The sequence below is a fragment of the Neptuniibacter sp. QD57_21 genome (genome assembly GCF_047778075.1).
Lineage (GTDB): Bacteria > Pseudomonadota > Gammaproteobacteria > Pseudomonadales > Balneatricaceae > Neptuniibacter.
On the sequence record NZ_CP180549.1, the window covers coordinates 2,344,362 to 2,363,228 of the forward strand.

An 18,867-nucleotide genomic window follows, 5' to 3' on the forward strand; every position below is an offset into this window, starting at 1 on the left:
TATTAATCCCGGAGGTTAACCCTTCGCCATCACAGCTCTTTAGGGGGAAGAATTAATGAGGAAAACAGCAACCCTGTCACCAGCGCGATAGCAACAAAGCTCATGCTAAATGCCGTATCGATCCCTTCAAGCACATTCTTTTCAACCATAAGGGAGAGGCTCTGAAAACCAACACTTCCCGGTACCAGTAAGATAATACCCGGCATTAACATGACCGCTCGGGTAATCCCTGAAATACGCTCAAACAAGTTCGCTACCAAGCCTGTAATAAATGCGCCAATAAAAGCACCTAAGACCTGACCAAATAGCTGAGCCCCATACCAGGTTGCTGCAAAAGCAATACAACCACCTAGTACCACCCAATGCATATCAACTGGACGGCTCTGGAAAAGAAAGCACAGCCCGATGCCTGCATAGGCGATTGATAGCCATAGACTCCAGTCAGGCAGATACCATTCAAAGGTCACAGGTTGTGCTGGAAACAAGCCTGTTCCAATAGCATTACCAATGGCTACGCCAAAGCCTATCTGTAAGAATATAGTACCGGCATAAACCAATCGTGCTGTGCCCGAAACCATATTTTGCCGAGCCAACTCTGCTACTGCAGTGGTCAACGGCAAACCGGGGACTAACACAATCACCCCTGCAACTGTTGCAATATAGGGAGATGACAGCCACCCTAAACTAGCAACAAAATTGGCCACTAAAGCCGACAAAATCGCCGATAACGTCGGAAATAGATATTTAAGTGAATCAGTTTTTAAAAATTTAACCGCGATAAGTGCTGTGAGCATGCCGATAAAAAAAGCCACCAGCATCTCAGCTACAGCACCCCCTAAAAGGTGAGCGATACCTGCTGATAGCAACGCAAATCCAGCCATCTGACCTTTAACGCCAAACCTTGCACCTGAGTTAGAAATAGCTTTAAGTTGATGAGCACCTTCTGACACCTTGATAGATTCAGACATGACATCCCGAACCACCGTATTTACTTGGATCTGCCTCTCAAGGTTTACTTCGCCTTGATCTACACGGAAAACATAGGTTTTAGGCTCAGGCTCTTCTGGGTGTGAGAAGCTCATTATAAGGTTTGTAGGCTGCGCTAAACACTGAACACCAAAACCAAGGGTCTCACCCACTCGTTTCATCGTATTTTCTAGCTCATAAGCCGTCATCCCATAGGTGTGCAGAGCTTTGGCTAAGCGCAGCATAAAACCCACCGGCAAGGTTCTTGGCGGAAAGTTTGGCTGTTTATCTAATGAGTAATGATCAAGTAGATCAAACGACATAACGGCTTTGAATCCTCTATAGCCCTAAAACAAAAAAGGATAAATTATCGCTAATTTATCCTTTCCTAGATTCGATTGGCGAATTTTAATATCAGGTGATAACAGGTATCTCAGATTTAACATCTGCGTTTTGTGCTCGATCACGGAGTAAGTGATCCATCAACACAATTGCCATCATCGCTTCGGCAATTGGTGTTGCTCGAATACCCACGCAAGGGTCATGACGACCTTTCGTCACAACTTCAATCTCTTCACCGCGACTATTAATACTACGGCCCGGCAGACGCAAACTAGAAGTCGGTTTCAAGGCAATATGCGCAACGATATCTTGACCTGTAGATAAACCACCTAAGATACCACCCGAATGATTCGACAAGAAACCTTCAGGCGTCATCTCATCCCTGTGCTCCGTGCCTTTCTGTGAGACACAATCAAATCCATCACCAATCTCAACACCTTTTACAGCGTTGATGCTCATCAACGCATGAGCAAGGTCAGCATCAAGTCGATCGAAAATCGGCTCACCTAAACCAACAGGTGCGCCTGAAGCCACTACAGAGATTTTAGCACCTACAGAGTTACCCTCTTTTCGAAGCGCATCCATATAAGTTTCCATCTCAGACACAGCTTCGGCATCTGGAGAGAAGAATGGATTGTTAGGTACTTCATTCCAATCGAAGTTAGCTTCGTTAATTGCAATCGGACCTAATTGAGATAGGTAACCTTTAACTTCGATACCTTTAGACGCTAGATACTTTTTCGCAATAGCACCTGCTGCAACACGCATAGCAGTTTCACGCGCAGATGAACGGCCGCCACCACGATAATCACGGAAACCATATTTATGCGTGTAAACGTAGTCAGCATGGGCTGGACGGAACGTCTCTTCGATATTGGAGTAATCTTTAGAACGTTGATCGGTGTTTTTGATCAGCAAGCCAATTGGTGTACCAGTAGTTTTACCTTCGAAAACACCTGATAAAATCTCTACTTCATCAGCTTCACGGCGCTGAGTTGTATGACGAGAAGTACCTGGCTTACGGCGGTCTAAATCTAACTGTAGGTCAGCTTCAGAAAGCTCGATGCCTGGAGGGCAACCATCAACAATACAGCCAAGAGCCTTACCGTGGCTCTCACCAAATGTAGTGACTGTAAACAGCTTACCGTAACTATTTCCTGACATCGCAGTATTCCATCCAAAACGTTCTTAAAAATTCAGGGCGGGATTATACCAAACAATCCCGATGTTGGCGCAGTTCCTTAGCAGTAATCGCAAACACACCATTACCGCCGCGTTCAAACTCTAACCAAATGACCGGAATCTGTGGGTATTTCTCCATCATATGCACTTCACTATTACCTACCTCAACCACCAAAAGGCCATCTTCAGTTAGATAATCATTTGCTTGCGCAAGAATCTGACGTGTAATATCCAATCCATCAGGGCCAGAACCCAACGCTAGTTCTGGCTCATGATCGTATTCCTCCGGCATTGAAGCCAAATCGCTTTCGTCCACGTAAGGAGGATTACTCACAATCAGATCATACTTCTTACCCTGTAAGTTAGAAAACAGATCACTTTCAATAGCTTGAACACGATCACCCATTTCATGTTTCGCTATATTGATGTTAGAAACATCGATAGCATCAGAAGAGATATCGGCCAAATCAACTTCCGCTTCTTCGAAGGCATAAGCACAAGCTAAACCAATACAACCACTACCTGTACAGAGGTCCAAAACACGTTCAACCGGACCGTCTCGCAGCCATGGACTAAATTGATTCTCAATCAACTCAGCAATAGGTGATCGCGGAATTAGCACTCTCTCATCGACAAAGAAAGGTAATGAGCAGAACCAAGATTCGCCAATAATGTAAGGCAAGGGTCTACGCTCTACTGCGCGTTGATGAATAAAAGAGATGACCCGCTCTTTTTCTTCCTCAGTAAGGCGACCATCTAAAACTGCAGAGTTAACATCCCATGGAAGATAAACTGCACCTAATACGAGCTGAGTGGCCTCATCCCACGCATTATCAGTGCCATGACCGAAATAGACCTTATGTTGCGCAAATTGACTCATCGCATAACGGATGTAATCGCGTAAGCTGTGCAACTGGTTAGTAATCGAGTTTGAAGTTAAAGCTTGCTGGCTCATTCAGTCTGGACCGATATTTTGTTAAATTTAAAGGGCAATATTAATAAAACTCGCACAGGAACACCATGAAAGACCCCCGTGAGAATGAAGACATCGATTTTATGTCTGCAATGGAGGGCGTAACCCGCCATAAGCACGACAAAGCTGATACTCAAATAAAGAGATCAAAGAGTGATCTTCATAACAAGCAATACCGTCGCCAAGCTGCTATTCAGCAGGAAGATAAGGTCATCGATGGTTTATCCGATGAAGCAGTGGAGCTGGTGGAATCAAGCGAGGAGCTTTTATTTGCGAACCCTGGGGTACAGTTTCGTGTTCTAAAACGCCTGAAACAAGGGCATATCCCTTGGGAACAGGGTTTAGATCTTCACGGATACACAGTTGATCAAGCCCGCGATCAGCTCAGTAAATTTATTTTTGAAGCGAGAAGAAACAAAGCGAGATGCGTCATTGTCGTGCACGGCAAAGCGCATTCATCAGAAAGCCAGCAGGCAATGATCAAGTCTTACGTTAACGAGTGGTTAAAACGCCTAAACGGAGTACTCGCATTCTGTTCCGCACAGGCAAAAGATGGCGGCGCAGGAGCCCTTTACGTTTTGCTTAAACGCGATAAATAGCTAATTGATCGGATCACCGTTTTCTAACGCTTCCAATCTATCTCGCGTTGCAAGCCGCCCATACTCGATGGCCTCTGTTGCACGATGAAACTCATAAAAGCTACATAGGTCTTTAGGAATACGCACAAGTAAATCAGGCGGGTAACCGGCAATTTTATATTCAGCTAAACTCGCCTGCATCACCTCCACAGAGTTAAGTAGGACATCCATACGCCCCCCGATCTCTGTCGGCTGATCGGCAGTAACCTCTTCACTGCCTTCAGCAGCATTCGCATCCAGCATATGCCATTCATCACTCATACCGCTGCGTTTTAAGTACTGATTACTTGGTAGCTGCAAATGACTATGGTTTGAATCCCCTGTATTCAAATCTACCGCAATAATAAGATCAGCTTGAGCAGCAACAACGGGGATGATTGGAAGAGGGTTTAGTATACCACCATCAACCAGCACTCTCCCCTCTTTGACGACGGGAGTAAATAAACCTGGAACAGCAACGGACGCACGAATGGCGTCAAGTAGTGGGCCTTTTTGGTACCAAACTTCTTTTTGATGAGCTATATCAGCAGCCACAGCTGTAAAATCAATCTCAAAATTTTCGATATTAGGCGAACCTAAAATTTCAGCCAACTGCACAAATATTTTGTCGCCACGAATAGCCCCTCGTGACAGGGTAAAATCTAATAACCTAACCACTCTCATCCAGTTGAGGCTGGTTACCCACTCTTTATATTCGTTTAATTTCCCGGCAGCGTGCATTCCTCCCACTAAGGCACCCATTGAGCTTCCTGAGATAGATACGATCTCATATCCTCGACGCTCTATCTCTTCAATCGCTCCGATATGGGCATATCCTCTCGCTCCACCACTACCAAGAACTAATGAGACTGTTGCCATAATGACCTCCTAAGCACTGAAAGCCAGGAAAATTAAGTTAGCGTTCGATCTCCTTTGAGCTTATTAAAGCTCTTCTTTATAAATCATGATTGTTACATCACCCGTTTTTGACTTTGTTCCAAAAGCTCCAACGGGGTGTACATTCACTTGCTGAGCCAAAACGCCATTAGTGATTAACTTCGCTTTTAACTGATTACCCTGTTCCAGGGCGCTATTAAGTTTTTCCTGATAGGAACCAGCTGTAAAATCGGCAGAAACAATCCAAATTTTTTGCTTAGGTGTATTTTGAATGAAGGCTAAAAGTTTTTGGAAGCCTTCGTCAGTATCAACATACTCTTGAACCAACTCACTCTTATCTGAAACAGAACGATCAGAAGCCATTTCCAAAACATCTAATCGTAAATAAACTTTTTTGTTGCCTCTCTGGACTGAATACAAAGCGAAGTAACGTTGATTAAGCTTGAAGCTAGCTACTCGTTGAGTGGTGTCAATACCGTATAATCTCGAATACTTAAAAATGGTATTCGCCCATTGATTACTGCTACCGCATGCCCGCCCCTGACAATTAAATTGCTCGACTGCTCCCTGCTCCTCTAACTGCGCTGAGAAAAATTGGAATGCTTCACCGGAGGAATGATTTTGAGGAATGCGGTAGGTCAGTTGAAACAATTTACCGTTTAAACGCTCTTCTTTTTCAGGGGCAATAACGCCATTAATTTTCTCCAAGCCGCCCAAAACGAAACGATAATCCGCGTTTTCTATCTCTTTATACTGAACAATGGTAGATCGAGGAAAGCGCTCAAATAAGCCATAGTCACGACTTCCTCTAACATCGGAAGCAGACTGAACATTCATTGATAAAATTAAAAACAAACAAGGTACTAAAAAACGCATTCAATACTCCTGAAAACGTAAAGCCAATAATAGAGTTTAGGCCCATTGATTAATACGTTCAGCTAACAATTTCGCTGGATGAGGCTCTAAGTGCAAATGATGCCCTCCTTCCATATCAATCACTTCAGCATGAAAGAAATCACCTAACCAAGGGTTAATGATGCTATCTGCTGCACCACTCGACCCTCTTATAACTATAGCTTCTGATTTTACGGATTTAATAAAAGACGAGATCTGTGAAAAACTAAATCGAACCAATGATGGCATCATCAATTTTGGATCATTACTCCAAATATAGCCCCTCTCTGTTTTTGATAGCCCTCGTTCTAACAAAGCCTCAGCCGCTTCTCTAGAAACTGGCCAACGACCATTAATACGCGCTTGAATTGCATCTTCGTAGCATGCATAAGGACGTAACGTTTTAGCAACCATCTTGCTGCGCTTAATAACGGCATCAGCAAATAACTGAGGTAAATATTCCTCTTCATAGAACAGCGGTGCCAAACCCTCTATCAACATTAAACGCTCAACCCTTTCAGGAAAGGCTCCAGCAAATAGCATCGCAATACTCGCCCCCATCGAATGCCCAATAAGACTTACTTTCTTAATCGAAAGCGCGTCTAAAACCGCGCAAAGATCAGTAACGTTATCCCAAATATAATAAGGCATTACATCTGGTCGATGGTCTGAACGCCCATGACCAATTAAATCTATTGCTATTAACCTTATACCTTTGAGATTTTTCGCTAGGCAATAAAAACTAGCTGCATTATCCAACCAACCATGTAATGCAACCACTGGAGTGCCATTAGGATCTCCAAATTCAATGACTGCTACGGTATAACCAGGAATCTGTATATTGAAGCTAACTTTTTTGAACATAGGTAGAAAAACACTATTAACGATAATCAGTTAGGTACTATAAACCGAAATTACGATAAGATCTCAGCTAAAGAAAGTAATTGGAACTAGCGAAACATGACTCTACGACTTGAACTGGAAAAGGATCCTTCCCTCAAAAAGCCACAAAAAGTCTTTTTTGTACTGTTTGGCTTAATGTTTCTAATTGCTCCTTTTTATTATCAACCCAATTTAGGCGGTGAAGGCTTAAATATTCCCCATAATAGCTCATTATGGATAGTAGCCTGCTGGATTATCGCCGCAGCAAGTTATATCGTTTTCAAAACACAACAACTGGTTTTGCCTAAGTTTTGGTTTCCCTTAGCTCTATTGCCCTTAGGTGCCGTTATAACCAGCTATATAGCAGACAATAACAATCCCACAGAGTGGCTAGTTAGGCTTTTAGTTATCAGTGGTGGATATGTATTTTTCATAGCGCTATTCCAATTTAAATTGAATGCTAAGCAACTAGAAAGAAGCCTATATATTCTCTTATCTATGGGGCTTATTGCGGCCTTTTATGGGATAGTTCAAGTTCTCGACATTCCTCTTTTGTTCAACATTGTCCCCAAAACAAATAAAACAATCGCTATAGGCATTTTTCAGCAAGTTAATGTTCAAGCTGCAATGATGGCTACCACATTAACTTTGGTGTTTTATCTTATAAGTCGCCCAGCATGCAGAAGCCTCCACCCCATAATTATTATTGCATTACATTTAGCTGCGTTAGCATCCAGTTATAACATAGCAATTAGTGGCTCAAGGGTGGGCGTGCTAGGCGTCACAATTGCTTTAACATTATTAGTTATTGGCCGTTGGAAAATTTTTGCAGCATCAAAAACAATTTTTATCAGTGTATTGATAAGTGCGCTCATTGGTGGATTTTTAGGAAGCCAGGGTCTTGGTTCTACTACTAAAAAGTTTGATCGAATAATGGGGCAAGATATCAGATGGAGCATTTACGAAATGTCTTGGGAGCTATACACAGAAGCTCCAATCTTCGGGCATGGCCTAGGTAGTTTTCAGAAAGTATTCCAAGATAAAAGAGCGGACCACCAAGAAAAAGGAATACACAACCTAGGTAAGTCCCCGAAATTTGGCCACCCACATAATGAATTTATCTTCTGGCTAATTGAAGGGGGAAGCTTCGCAATCGTTGGCATAATTGCAGCGAGCTTGTATACATTTATACAATTAATTCGGTTAGGTTGGCAAAGAGGCTTCGGTTATGCGGCACTACTTGTTCCTATAACATTACACACACAAGTAGAGCTACCTTTTTACATTTCAAATACACCTTGGTTCCTACTACTCGTTTTACTGTTTCTAGTTCATCAATTCAGTAAAAAAACATACTCAATGAGAGGGTTATCATTAACTGCTCGCCGAACAATACCTATTAGCACTACGATCATTGCATTAGTTTCAACAAACAGCCTAGTTCAAGCGCAAGTGGGAAATGCAGGGATACTGAACTACTTTAAGAGCGGACAAAAAAATCCTGCTTTACTTCAATCATCAATTAAATCTTCATATTTCGAAGATTACACAAGCTTTTTAATTCTGAGGAATAATATGTTTATGGGTATTTCGCAAAACAACCCTAAACATGCAATTACTTACGCGAATTGGGCTGAAGAGCAAATTAAGGTTAATCCGGCTTTGATCTACTACAGAAACTTAGCCATCGCCTATGACTATACGAATCGTAATAATGAGCGTGATAAGATAATGAAAATTGCGATGAGTACTTATCTGAATAATTTAGATCTGCAGCAGCTTAACCAGCAGTTTATGCAAAAAGATCTTAAGGATAAAAATAGTAGTGGCGCTACCAAACAGTTAGATACGTCGAACTAAACACCCAAGCCCAGCTGCTGGCCAATCAGCTTCCAGTTGGGCTATTTCACCACAATTAAATGCCGCAGGGTTATAAGCATTCCCTTCACAACATATAGCCTCTACATAAGAGATTAAGGGCATATGCGTAACCACGAGTGGGCAACGATTTTCAAAGTTCTCTAGAAAGGCTAAAGCATTCGCAGGATCAGATTCTGGCGTCCACAGCTCCGAAATAAACTGCTCAACCCCACCTAACTGCTGATTAACTATTTCCGCAGTCTGACAGGCTCTGACATAAGGGCTATGAATAACACAATCCACGCCTTTGAGATAAGATACAGCTGTCTTCAATCTTGACCTGAGCCTTTCCACGCCCTCAGGCGTTAGTTTACGCTGTGCATCAGATTCAGCAAAAAACTCGGCTTCACCATGCCGCATTAAGAAGAAATTCATTCGCCTTCTCTAGGCAAGACAAATTCAACATCAGTACTCTGCTCGCTCATCATCAGCATTTTTACAACTTGCGCGACAGGTGCATGGTTAAAAACAACTTCATATAAACCTGCAACAAGAGGCATATAAACACCCATTGCAGCAGCTTTTTCTTTGACGTGTTTAATCGTGTTAACACCTTCGGCAACTTGCCCTAAAGCCTCAACCGCTTCATCTAAGGTTTTGCCCTCACCTAAGGCATATCCAACGCGGTAGTTACGACTTAAAGGCGACATACAGGTCACAATCAAATCACCAACACCTGCAAGACCAATAAATGTCATGGGGTTTGCACCCATGCACACCGCAAATCGACTCATTTCAGCCAAGCTACGTGTCATTAACATACTCTTGGTGTTTTCACCCATACCAAGTGCAGCACTCAAACCCGCCGCAATCGCATAAATATTCTTCAGCGTGCCACCAAGCTCTACACCGTAAGTATCGGAGCTAGCATAAACACGAAAATAAGAGCTATGCAGGATATCCTGAACGAGTGTTCTAACATCTGCTGAATCACTAGCAATTACCGTTGCAGTTAACTGTTTAGCAGCCACCTCTTTTGCCAGATTAGGTCCACTTAAGACGCCAATACGAGCATCAGGCACTTCTTCTGTCAGGATCTCGCTCATCAAGCTAAATGTCTTAGCCTCAATCCCCTTAGTTGTACTTACAAGCATCTGCTCCGGCTTTAACCAAGGCTTAGCCTGCTTAATCACTTGCCTAAAGGACTGACTCGGAATAGAGACAAAAACCAGTTCTGCATCAAGGAGAACATCTTCTAACGAACAAGATGCCGTAATATTTTTAGAGAGTTGGTAGTCAGGAAGGTAACGAGGATTTTCATGGAACTCGTTTATATGATCAGCTCTTTCCTGATCACGTAACCACAAACTAACTTTATGACCATTATCAGCGACAATGTTCGCTATCACCGTGCCAAAGCTACCAGCCCCTAGCACTGCAACCTTACGAATATCAGACATAGATAAATTTCGCTTCTACCAACTATTTTTCCGAATCGTCCATACTATCTAGGACTTTATTAACGCCTTTAAACAGGTAAATCACGATTAGATAGCCCAAAGCAGCCAAGCCTAAAAAAAGCATAAGCTGCAATGGATCTTCCGTGCGCTGATAACCTGCCACACCTAAAGCTGCAATGACTGCGCTGAAAACAACTGCAGCAATAGAGGCGATACGATTAGTTTTGTGTTTGTCCTGATCTGTCACTTTCAACATCACTTTCAGGGTTAATTACTGTCTCAACCGAAGGTTCATCAGCTGCAACAGGCTCAACCGCACTTTCATCAGCTACGTCTTCGTTTGTTTTTTCTTCCACTAGGTCAGCGTTTGGTTCCTGAACAGCTTCAGGCGTTACTTCAGCCGTTTTATCTTCGCCAGTTTCTTCAACCTTTTTCTCTTCAAGCTCTGCTTCGTCAATCGGTGCTTGTTCTACGTTTGATTCTTCGCCCTCTGTCTCTGTAACAGGAGCTTCAGCAGTAGTTTCAGGTGCTTCTTCCATTGCGGGTTCAGAAACAGCAGACTTAGGCTCAGCTAAAAGCTCGGCTTCAGGGTGAACACATTCCAGCTTAACACCTGTTTCAGCTTCAATTTCTGGAATAAGGAAGGAATCATCTTCACAAGCGAAACAGATTGATGCACCTGTGGCACCGGCACGACCTGTACGACCTATGCGGTGAACATAGTCATCAGGGTCTTCTGGCAGCTGATAGTTAAATACGTGAGTAACACCATCAATGTGGATACCACGACCTGCGACATCGGTCGCAACTAGCACCTGAATTTTACCGCTGCGGAAATCTTCTAACGTTTTTACGCGTTTTTGCTGTGGAATTTCACCAGACATAAGCGCAGCTTTAATTCCATCTTTACATAGACGGTCTGCTAGCTTACGCGTCTCATCACGGCGGTTACCAAAAACGATAACCTTTTCCGCGTGATCCTTATCCATGTAATTACGAAGCAAACGGTACTTTTGCTCGCCAGAGACTAAATAAACGGTCTGACTAACATTGTCCGTCGTTTTAATTTCTGGTGCGATCTCGATTTTAACCGCATCCAAAGTCCACTGCTCTGCAAGGTTAAGTACTTCATCCGTAAACGTTGCACTGTAAAGTAGTGTCTGTCGATCACTACCTTTACGCGGTGTGTTACGGACAATAGTTCTTACATCGGGGATAAAGCCCATGCTCAGCATGCGATCGGCTTCATCAAGAACAAGTACTTCAACATTCCATAAATCAACATCTTTACGATTGATGAAATCAATTAATCGTCCTGGCGTAGCTACTAAGATATCAACTGGCTTACGTTTCAGATTTTGGCGCTGCTTTTCATAATCCATACCGCCAACAAGGCTAACAATATGTAAACCTGTGTACTTCGCTAGGCCTTTTGCGTCTTCAGCAATTTGCAGTGCAAGCTCGCGCGTAGGTGCAACGACCAAAGCTCGAGGTTCTGCTAAACGAGGTTTCTCGTCTAACGGGTAGTCAATCAAATCCGTAACAATACCCAGAAGGAAAGCTGCAGTTTTACCGGTACCAGTCTGCGCTTTACCAATGATATCTTTGCCCGCGAGTGCAGCAGGAATAGTTTCAGCTTGGATCCCTGTGCAGTATTCAAATTTAAGGTCATAAACCGCATGAAGGACGTCATCCGGCAGATTAAAATCTAAGAAACGCTTCTTACCTTCTACCTCAGGCACGACGAATTGTTCTGGGTTCCAAGACGCAGCTTTAGAGCGGTTGTTGTAACGACGACGTCGTTGAGGCTTACGTGCAGATGAATTTCTTTTTTTGTTAGCACTTTCAGTCTGCTCAACTGATTTATTTTCTGTACTCAATTCAACAATTCCTAAGAAAAATTTCGCCGATAAGGCGGTAAAGCGGCTAAAAGCTGCTTTCCATAACGACGGGTAATAAACCGTCGATCAAGCAATGTTATTTTGCCGCTATCGCTCTCAGTTCGTAGTAAACGCCCTGTAGCCTGGGTGAGGCGCATTGATGCCATCGGGATAACCCATTCTTGAAACGGGTTACGCCCTTGCGATTCTAACCATTCACCGTAGGTTGCCTCAACCGGGTCATCCGGTACACCAAATGGTAACTTCGTAATAATTACATGTGTAAGGTAATCACCAGGTAAATCTACGCCTTCAGCAAAAGAAGCTAAACCAAAAATAACACTTGGTTTATTAGCATCGATACGCTCTCTGTGTTGTCGCAAAATTTCATGCTTGGCAAGTTCGCCTTGCACAAGAATATCTGCTGATATACTAGCAGGCATACGCTCAAGAACATACCGCATCTGACGCCATGAGCTGAATAACACCAAGGATGCACTTCCCTGTTCTAAAATTGGCAGTAACATTGCCGAAATTTCTTCATTATGGTCATCAGGATTTCCAGGATCGGTCTTCATTGCAGGGACATGCAATTCGGCCGCATTTTGAAAATCAAATGGACTCATAAATATATTACAAGGACTATCCGTTGGTATGCCAAGATCAGCATACAAACGATCAAAACGCCCTAAAGCGGTTAGCGTAGCCGAAGTAATAACAGCACCGTAGCAGTTTTTCCAGAGGTGCTCTTGTAAGGTTTCCGCCGCTGACACTGGGCTACTGCAACACTCAATATCAATGCCATCATTACCATCTACTTTAACGATCCAGCGTGCCGTCGGCAGTCCTGTTGTCGAATCAGATGCAGCGTAAGACTTAGCTAACCAATACATCGATTGCATACGGGATAAAAGCACACCCATCTGCGGATACCAAGCTTCACAGATAGCTAGGGGCAGATCGGCTAACTCACCATCCATTCCTTCTTTCAGAAGATCAACAATCTGCTCAAATTTTAAAACGACTCTCTCAGCAGCCTGAGCAAAATTATGAAAGGACAACTGTAAAGGTTCAGGAATCATACCTTGCGCAAAACGATAGCGATCACTTGGGCCTTGGAGTTTATCTTCAAGTATTTGATTTAACAGAAGTTGGACTTCCTTCAAGGAATTTTCCATATCTGCAAAAGGGTTAGCTAACTTCTCGATATAATTTCGAAGCACTATGTGATCAGACGCGTCATTCAATAATTTATTGAGGCTGCGTGTTGCTTTGCTCATCCAACGGATACTGGATTTAACACGTAAGCTATAAGAAAAATGCCCCGTAGTTTTAGTGCCTAGGTGATGGCCTTCATCAAAGACATAGATGGTATCTTCCGGCGGCGACAGAATAGCGCCGCCTCCAAGAGAGAGATCAGCTAAAACAAGATCGTGGTTGGCAACTATCAGATCCCATTTATCCAATTCTTGTCTCGCCTTAAAGAATGGACAGATTGAAAAGTTACTGCAGCGACGATTTGTACACTGCATATGATCGCTAGTAGACAACCGCCAAACAGCATCAGGCACTGTATTCTTTAAAGCATCCCTATCGCCATCCCACTCACCCGAGGCATAGTGACTAAGTAGAGATTTAACCTCGTCAATATCTGAGGTCTGAAGTTTTTGAGCCACTTCATCTTCATACAATGCAATTTGGCCTAATTCATTCTGTTGCTCCAATATCTTCTCTGCATTGGAAATACAAAAATATCGTCCTCGGCCTTTAGCTAAACCATAAGTAAGATTGATTCCGGCATCGCTAATCAGCTGTGGAAGGTCTTTAAGAATCAGCTGTTCTTGAAGAGCAACTGTTGCTGTAGAAACAACGACTTTCTTTTTTCGTTGCTGGGCTATAGGGACAGAAGCCAAAAGATAGGCCATCGTCTTACCCGTACCAGTACCAGCCTCAGTAACACAGATATGCTGACCACTCGTTCTCTCGCCCTCAGAATTGGCAGTAATAGCACCCAGAGTTTTCGCAACCTCCGCAATCATCAACTTCTGGCCATAGCGAGACTTCAATCCTCTGTTATTGAGAAAAGTACTATAGGCCTGCTGTATTGTTTGCTTGAGCTGCTTATCTAACAAAACCGTAATCCATAAAATATCTAGGCGCGATTCTAACAGTTCTGAAGGTTTAATAACAAAAATACTGTATAAAAAAACATAAGTTGCTTTACAAAACCAAAATACTGTATAAAAATACACATACTGTATAAACAAACAGACATGATCATGAAGCTGACTAAACGACAAACGGAAGTTCTGGATTGCATCAAGCGTCACATTGGCGATACCGGCTACCCACCTACTCGCGCAGATATTGCCCGCGATTTAGGGTTTAAATCAGCCAATGCAGCTGAAGAACACTTAAAAGCGCTGGCAAAAAAAGGCGCTATAGAAATTATTCCGGGTACTTCACGAGGTATTAGAGTACCTGAATTGGAAGAGGAAAATAGCGGCCTACCGATTGTCGGTCAGGTAGCAGCAGGATCGCCAATACTTGCTCAAGAGCATGTTGAAGATCACTGCACAATCTCCTCTGACTTCTTCCACCCTAAGGCGGATTATCTTTTAAGGGTGAAAGGTAGCAGCATGAAAGATGTAGGCATCATGGACGGTGATCTACTGGCAGTACACCAATGCCAAACAGCAAAGGATGGGCAGATTGTAGTCGCTCGAATAGAAGATGAGGTCACCGTAAAACGCTTTAAGCGTGAAGGTAACATCGTTTATCTAATTGCTGAAAATGAAGAGTTTGAACCGATTGTAGTGGATTTAAACGAACAACCACTGGCAATAGAAGGTTTAAGCGTCGGCGTTATTCGTAGAGGTAACTAACCATGATGGCATTTCACGCAAACCAAACTGCAACAATAATGCAGAGCACATCTGCAAATGAAAAGATTTTCACCAAGCAAAAACCAGCTAATCAGCTAGCAGGTACGATGACTGAAATCGTTGTCCAAGATGAGAATTTTTCTAACATCCCAATGTTGATGCCATTACTTGCACAACTAAGTCAGGATGATCGCTGGTTTGTGTGGATTGCTCCACCTGTGTTATTACCAAAAAACCTTCTGATTGAGGCAGGCATTGATCTGACTAAAGTCATTCTGCTCAACCCAGATAACAAACATAGCACCTTTGAGCTTGCTAAACAGGCACTAAGCACAGGCACTAGCCACGCGGTAATATCATGGCCTGGATACTTAAATGATGAAGAGTTTAACGACTTAGAAAGTGCCGCTAAGAAAGGACAAAGTCACGGAATTATAATTAGACGCCGTCAACATAGCTAAAAGTATTTTCTAGTTTTGTTAAGGGCGCCTAACCGAAGTAATATCACCCCAATAATGAGCTTTACCTGAAAGGAGCTCATTATCTGAAATGACTTAATGGATAGTTGGTGGGATCTCTTCTTCAGGCTCTTGTTCTAAACCCACCCCAGATTCTGCCATCATCTGAATGCCTGCAGTTAACATAACGCGAGCGACATCTAGATATTGATCACTTAATTGTTCTTTAAGCGCATCAGAAAAATTAACTTTAATCATCGGCTCTTCATCGCTATCCATATTTCGGATTGCTAAGCCGCCTTCATCAAGTTCGATTATTTCAAGCACAGTCTCGGGTGTTAGTCCTGACACTTAATTTACCACTCTTGCATGCCTTCTCTAAGGCGATTAACTAATTCAGAGAGTGAATCAAACCAAGTTTGATACTCAGTAATGATTTCACCATCCTCTGCATGATCAGGATTGATCTGCAACACATGTATTTCAGAAACACTGCTAGTTTCAGTCACAGTCTGTTTAGCATCAGAACCATGCCAGCATGCTTCATAAGCAGACATCATTTTATGCAACCAAGATGAATTATCGGACTCTAGGTTGCTTAACTGTCTCAATTCAGGGCTTTCGACGCCAGTCTTACCCATTTCAGCAGCTAACGCACGATAACCTTGAAAGCTTTCAGTATCGACCTTATACCATTCAGCAATTTCGCGTAAAAAAGCATCGTAGGCTGATGTTAGGTGGAACAGCACTGATTCATTATAAGACTCAATCAATGCATGCTTACTCCAGCTAGTGTCATCTTGAGCTTTTTTAAGTTGCTCTAGATGAAGTCGTGTAAAGCTTAACTTCTGATTCGTGCGTGCCTGATATATACCGCTCATAAATCCCCGACTATTTCTTCTTCGCTTTTTTACGGGTCTCTTCTTCGACCCATTTACCATCGCGATAGAATGCACGCCAACCTGTCGCTTTACCATTGACCTCGGTCATAACGTACTGCTCTTTGGTCTTTCTGCTGTAGCGAATGACACTCAGGTTGCCTTCAGAGTCATTCTTAGGCGCACTGAACAAGAACTCATATTTCGGATCAATCTCAGCCTGATGTGGCAGTATTTCCACAATCTTCGGAGCACGTGTTTCTCTGTTTCTCGGGAACTGGCTTGCTGCCAAGAACAAACCAGACGCACCATCACGCAGGATGTACGTATCCTCTACCTTTTCGCACTGAAGTTCAGGCATTGGAACAGGATCCATCTTAGGTGGCGCTGGCTCACCGTTCTTCAACAACTTACGGGTATTTTTACACTCAGTACAACCGAAGTATTTACCAAAACGACCGGTCTTAAGCTGCATCTCAGCTGAGCACTTATCACACTCTAGAACAGGACCATCATATCCTTTGATACGATATTCACCCTTCTCAACTTCAAAACCGGAACAATCTGGGTTATTACCACATACATGTAACTTGCGATTCTCATCTATCAGATAAGAATCCATTGCTGAGCCACATAAATTACAACGATGCTTCTTACGCAGAATGCGAGATTCTTCCTCATCATCGCCATCAGCGCTAACAACCTCATCACCAGAGACTAAGTTGATCGTACACTTACAACGTTCTTTTGGTGGCAAGCTATAGCCGGAACAGCCTAAGAAAACACCGGTACTGCCCGTGCGGATCATCATATCTCGACCACAATCAGGGCAGGAGATATCGGTCTCTGTAGGAGCATTCGGGCGCATACCATTCTCAGCATCCTGCGCCTCTTCCAACTTCATAGAGAAGTCAGCGTAAAACTGATCTAGAAGCGCTTTCCAATCAGCACTGCCTTCAGCCACATCATCAAGGCTTTCTTCCATCCGTGCTGTAAAGCTGTAATCCATCAGGTCAGAAAAGTTTTCACCTAGACGTTCTGTAACAATATCACCCATTTTCTGAGCATAGAAACGTCGGTGTTGAACTTCTACATAGCCACGATCTTGAATCGTCGAAATAATCGCTGCGTAGGTCGACGGACGACCAATCCCTCGTTTTTCAAGCTCTTTAACAAGGCTTGCCTCAGTGAAACGAGGAGCCGGTTTGGTAAAATGCTGCTTCGGCAACAGATCAACTAAATTTAGATTATCGCCAGCCTGAACATCCGGCAGGATAATATCTTCTTCGCCTTTGCCCTTCGCAGGCATAACACGGGTATAGCCATCAAACTGCAGGATTCGACCTTTAGTAACCAATTCAAAGTCGCCGGCAGACACAGTCACACGCGTGCTCAGGAACTTCGCTGGAGTCATCTGACAAGCTAAGAACTGACGACGAATAAGCTCGTATAAGCGCTCAGCGTCTCTATCCATGTTTTTAAGCGAGGTAGCTTCCACATTCACATCAGATGGTCGAATCGCCTCGTGGGCCTCTTGAGCGCCCTCTTTGCTGCTATAGCTGTTAGGGGCTTCAGGTAGGTATTTACTACCGAAATGATCGCCAATGTACTCTCGACAGTTCGCAACGGCTTCCGCACTTAGGTTTGTCGAGTCTGTACGCATATAGGTGATGTAACCTGCTTCGTACAAACGCTGCGCCATCATCATGGTTTTCTTAACACCAAAACCAAGGCGCGTACTTGCAGCCTGCTGCAGTGTTGATGTAATAAATGGAGCTGAAGGTTTACTGCTGGTCGGTCTATCTTTACGGCTGATCACTTCAAATGAAGCCGAACGCAACTGCTCTAAATGCGCTTTAGTTTCTTCTTCTGAACTTGGACGGAAAGTTTCGCCGTTTATTCGATGCACCTGTAATTTCAGTGCCACTTTATCTTTCGTTAGCGTATCAGCCTGCACTTCCCAAAATTCTTCAGGGATAAATGCACGAATCTCTTTTTCCCGCTCAACAACCAACTTAACGGCAACCGACTGAACTCGACCGGCAGATAAACCGCGTGCCACTTTCTCCCAAAGTAGCGGAGAGACCATATAGCCAACTACACGATCAAGGAATCGGCGTGCCTGCTGGGCATTAACACGATCCATATCCAACGCAGAAGGCTGCTCAAAGGCTTCAGAGATCGCTTTTTTAGTGATCTCGTTAAAGACAACACGACGGTAACGCGTATCATCACCGCCAATCGCTTCACGCAAGTGCCATGCGATCGCTTCCCCTTCGCGGTCCAAATCGGTTGCGAGATAGATTTCGTCAGCATTCTTAGCTAGACGTTTAAGTTCATCAACAACCTTCTCTTTACCCGGAAGAATCTCGTAATGCGGATCCCATCCTTTATCAGGATCGATCCCCATGCGTCCAATAAGCTGCTCACGCGCCTTCTTCTTTTTATGTATAACTTTTTGTTCAGGCGACATTTTACGCGTCAGTGCCGCTTGGCGAGCCCGTTCTTTCGGATCGCTCTTTTTAGTACTGCCACTGGTTGGCAGGTCGCGAATATGACCCACACTGGATTTTACAACGTACTGATTACCCAGATATTTGTTAATGGTCTTCGCTTTCGCGGGTGATTCCACGATTACCAGGGATTTTCCCATAGCGTCCTTCTTTCCTCGGGCTACATGGTTAAACGCTGAC

General features: G+C 43.5%; 17 protein-coding genes and 1 pseudogene. 4 read left to right on the plus strand and 14 right to left on the minus strand.

The features are described 5' to 3' along the window. Positions 1-29: 29 nt before the first annotated feature. The 3 genes from ACMXYS_RS10435 to prmB all read right to left on the minus strand — a co-directional run bounded on the left by ACMXYS_RS10435 (position 30) and on the right by prmB (position 3,445). A complete protein-coding gene (locus ACMXYS_RS10435; protein ID WP_415884107.1) occupies positions 30-1,289 on the minus strand; it encodes a threonine/serine ThrE exporter family protein in 1,260 nt (419 codons plus the stop codon). Positions 1,290-1,380: 91 nt separating this feature from the next. Then, positions 1,381-2,472, minus strand: a complete 1,092-nt coding sequence (aroC, locus tag ACMXYS_RS10440) for a chorismate synthase (protein WP_415884106.1) — start codon at positions 2,470-2,472, stop codon at positions 1,381-1,383. Positions 2,473-2,515: 43 nt separating this feature from the next. Continuing rightward, positions 2,516-3,445, minus strand: coding sequence for a 50S ribosomal protein L3 N(5)-glutamine methyltransferase (gene prmB / locus ACMXYS_RS10445; RefSeq protein WP_415884105.1), 930 nt, complete (start codon positions 3,443-3,445; stop codon positions 2,516-2,518). 65 nt (positions 3,446-3,510) lie between these two features. Between prmB and ACMXYS_RS10450 the strand changes: the two genes are divergently transcribed. After that, on the plus strand, positions 3,511-4,062 hold the full coding sequence (locus tag ACMXYS_RS10450) for a Smr/MutS family protein (RefSeq protein WP_415896464.1): 552 nt from the start codon (positions 3,511-3,513) through the stop codon (positions 4,060-4,062). On the opposite strand, the gene ACMXYS_RS10455 is transcribed toward ACMXYS_RS10450, so the two are convergent. The 3 genes from ACMXYS_RS10455 to ACMXYS_RS10465 form a co-directional block, all read right to left on the minus strand. Continuing rightward, the gene (locus ACMXYS_RS10455; protein WP_415884103.1) at positions 4,063-4,959 is read right to left on the minus strand and encodes a patatin-like phospholipase family protein; all 897 of its coding nucleotides are present in this window, start codon (positions 4,957-4,959) and stop codon (positions 4,063-4,065) included. It lies immediately after the preceding gene. A 63-nt stretch (positions 4,960-5,022) separates the two neighbouring features. Continuing rightward, positions 5,023-5,853, minus strand: coding sequence for a DUF4892 domain-containing protein (locus ACMXYS_RS10460; protein ID WP_415896465.1), 831 nt, complete (start codon positions 5,851-5,853; stop codon positions 5,023-5,025). A gap of 36 nt (positions 5,854-5,889) precedes the next feature. Then, positions 5,890-6,735, minus strand: a complete 846-nt coding sequence (locus ACMXYS_RS10465; protein WP_415896466.1) for an alpha/beta fold hydrolase — start codon at positions 6,733-6,735, stop codon at positions 5,890-5,892. 96 nt (positions 6,736-6,831) lie between these two features. Between ACMXYS_RS10465 and ACMXYS_RS10470 the strand changes: the two genes are divergently transcribed. Beyond that, on the plus strand, positions 6,832-8,613 hold the full coding sequence (locus ACMXYS_RS10470; RefSeq protein WP_415896467.1) for a Wzy polymerase domain-containing protein: 1,782 nt from the start codon (positions 6,832-6,834) through the stop codon (positions 8,611-8,613). Here the strand turns inward: ACMXYS_RS10470 and sixA are convergent. The 5 genes and pseudogenes from sixA to dinG form a co-directional block, all read right to left on the minus strand. Further along, positions 8,596-9,048, minus strand: coding sequence for a phosphohistidine phosphatase SixA (gene sixA / locus ACMXYS_RS10475; protein ID WP_415896468.1), 453 nt, complete (start codon positions 9,046-9,048; stop codon positions 8,596-8,598). The two genes, ACMXYS_RS10470 and sixA, sit on opposite strands and share 18 nt — an antisense overlap. Next, a complete protein-coding gene (locus ACMXYS_RS10480) occupies positions 9,045-10,073 on the minus strand; it encodes an NAD(P)H-dependent glycerol-3-phosphate dehydrogenase (protein ID WP_415896469.1) in 1,029 nt (342 codons plus the stop codon). The genes sixA and ACMXYS_RS10480 overlap by 4 nt, the downstream gene beginning before the upstream one ends. Positions 10,074-10,095: 22 nt before the next feature. Next, positions 10,096-10,320: a hypothetical protein gene (locus tag ACMXYS_RS10485; RefSeq protein WP_415884097.1), complete on the minus strand. Its 225-nt coding sequence runs from the start codon at positions 10,318-10,320 to the stop codon at positions 10,096-10,098. Between the two features lie 325 nt (positions 10,321-10,645). Further along, a pseudogene (locus ACMXYS_RS10490) lies at positions 10,646-11,953 on the minus strand (DEAD/DEAH box helicase); the annotation flags it as partial. An 11-nt stretch (positions 11,954-11,964) separates the two neighbouring features. Next, a complete protein-coding gene (gene dinG / locus ACMXYS_RS10495) occupies positions 11,965-14,085 on the minus strand; it encodes an ATP-dependent DNA helicase DinG (protein ID WP_415884096.1) in 2,121 nt (706 codons plus the stop codon). Positions 14,086-14,229: 144 nt separating this feature from the next. Here dinG and lexA point away from each other — a divergent pair, with 144 nt between their 5' ends. Continuing rightward, on the plus strand, positions 14,230-14,838 hold the full coding sequence (gene lexA, locus ACMXYS_RS10500) for a transcriptional repressor LexA (RefSeq protein WP_415884649.1): 609 nt from the start codon (positions 14,230-14,232) through the stop codon (positions 14,836-14,838). A 2-nt stretch (positions 14,839-14,840) separates the two neighbouring features. Beyond that, positions 14,841-15,299 carry a cell division inhibitor SulA gene (locus ACMXYS_RS10505; protein ID WP_415884095.1) on the plus strand — a complete coding sequence of 153 codons (459 nt, stop codon included), beginning with the start codon at positions 14,841-14,843 and terminating at the stop codon, positions 15,297-15,299. Between the two features lie 93 nt (positions 15,300-15,392). Here the strand turns inward: ACMXYS_RS10505 and ACMXYS_RS10510 are convergent, their stop codons facing one another. Genes ACMXYS_RS10510 through topA form a run of 3 tightly spaced genes read right to left on the minus strand, consistent with a single transcriptional unit; the run spans position 15,393 to position 18,827 of the window. Next, positions 15,393-15,647 (minus strand): hypothetical protein, encoded by a 255-nt coding sequence (locus tag ACMXYS_RS10510; RefSeq protein WP_415884094.1) that lies wholly within the window; start codon positions 15,645-15,647, stop codon positions 15,393-15,395. A 5-nt stretch (positions 15,648-15,652) separates the two neighbouring features. Further along, on the minus strand, positions 15,653-16,177 hold the full coding sequence (locus tag ACMXYS_RS10515; protein ID WP_415896470.1) for a DUF6586 family protein: 525 nt from the start codon (positions 16,175-16,177) through the stop codon (positions 15,653-15,655). Between the two features lie 10 nt (positions 16,178-16,187). After that, on the minus strand, positions 16,188-18,827 hold the full coding sequence (gene topA / locus ACMXYS_RS10520; RefSeq protein WP_415896471.1) for a type I DNA topoisomerase: 2,640 nt from the start codon (positions 18,825-18,827) through the stop codon (positions 16,188-16,190). Positions 18,828-18,867 lie beyond the last annotated feature (40 nt).

Bases quoted from the DNA above. Each gene is read 5' to 3' on its own strand.
- aroC (WP_415884106.1), bottom strand. From the start codon at position 2,472: ATGTCAGGAAATAGTTACGGTAAGCTGTTTACAGTCACTACATTTGGT.
- topA (WP_415896471.1), bottom strand. From the start codon at position 18,827: ATGGGAAAATCCCTGGTAATCGTGGAATCACCCGCGAAAGCGAAGACC.
- ACMXYS_RS10460 (WP_415896465.1), bottom strand. From the start codon at position 5,853: ATGCGTTTTTTAGTACCTTGTTTGTTTTTAATTTTATCAATGAATGTT.
- prmB (WP_415884105.1), bottom strand. From the start codon at position 3,445: ATGAGCCAGCAAGCTTTAACTTCAAACTCGATTACTAACCAGTTGCAC.
- ACMXYS_RS10515 (WP_415896470.1), bottom strand. From the start codon at position 16,177: ATGAGCGGTATATATCAGGCACGCACGAATCAGAAGTTAAGCTTTACA.
- sixA (WP_415896468.1), bottom strand. From the start codon at position 9,048: ATGAATTTCTTCTTAATGCGGCATGGTGAAGCCGAGTTTTTTGCTGAA.
- ACMXYS_RS10470 (WP_415896467.1), top strand. From the start codon at position 6,832: ATGACTCTACGACTTGAACTGGAAAAGGATCCTTCCCTCAAAAAGCCA.
- ACMXYS_RS10505 (WP_415884095.1), top strand. From the start codon at position 14,841: ATGATGGCATTTCACGCAAACCAAACTGCAACAATAATGCAGAGCACA.
- ACMXYS_RS10455 (WP_415884103.1), bottom strand. From the start codon at position 4,959: ATGGCAACAGTCTCATTAGTTCTTGGTAGTGGTGGAGCGAGAGGATAT.
- ACMXYS_RS10465 (WP_415896466.1), bottom strand. From the start codon at position 6,735: ATGTTCAAAAAAGTTAGCTTCAATATACAGATTCCTGGTTATACCGTA.
- ACMXYS_RS10450 (WP_415896464.1), top strand. From the start codon at position 3,511: ATGAAAGACCCCCGTGAGAATGAAGACATCGATTTTATGTCTGCAATG.
- ACMXYS_RS10480 (WP_415896469.1), bottom strand. From the start codon at position 10,073: ATGTCTGATATTCGTAAGGTTGCAGTGCTAGGGGCTGGTAGCTTTGGC.
- ACMXYS_RS10435 (WP_415884107.1), bottom strand. From the start codon at position 1,289: ATGTCGTTTGATCTACTTGATCATTACTCATTAGATAAACAGCCAAAC.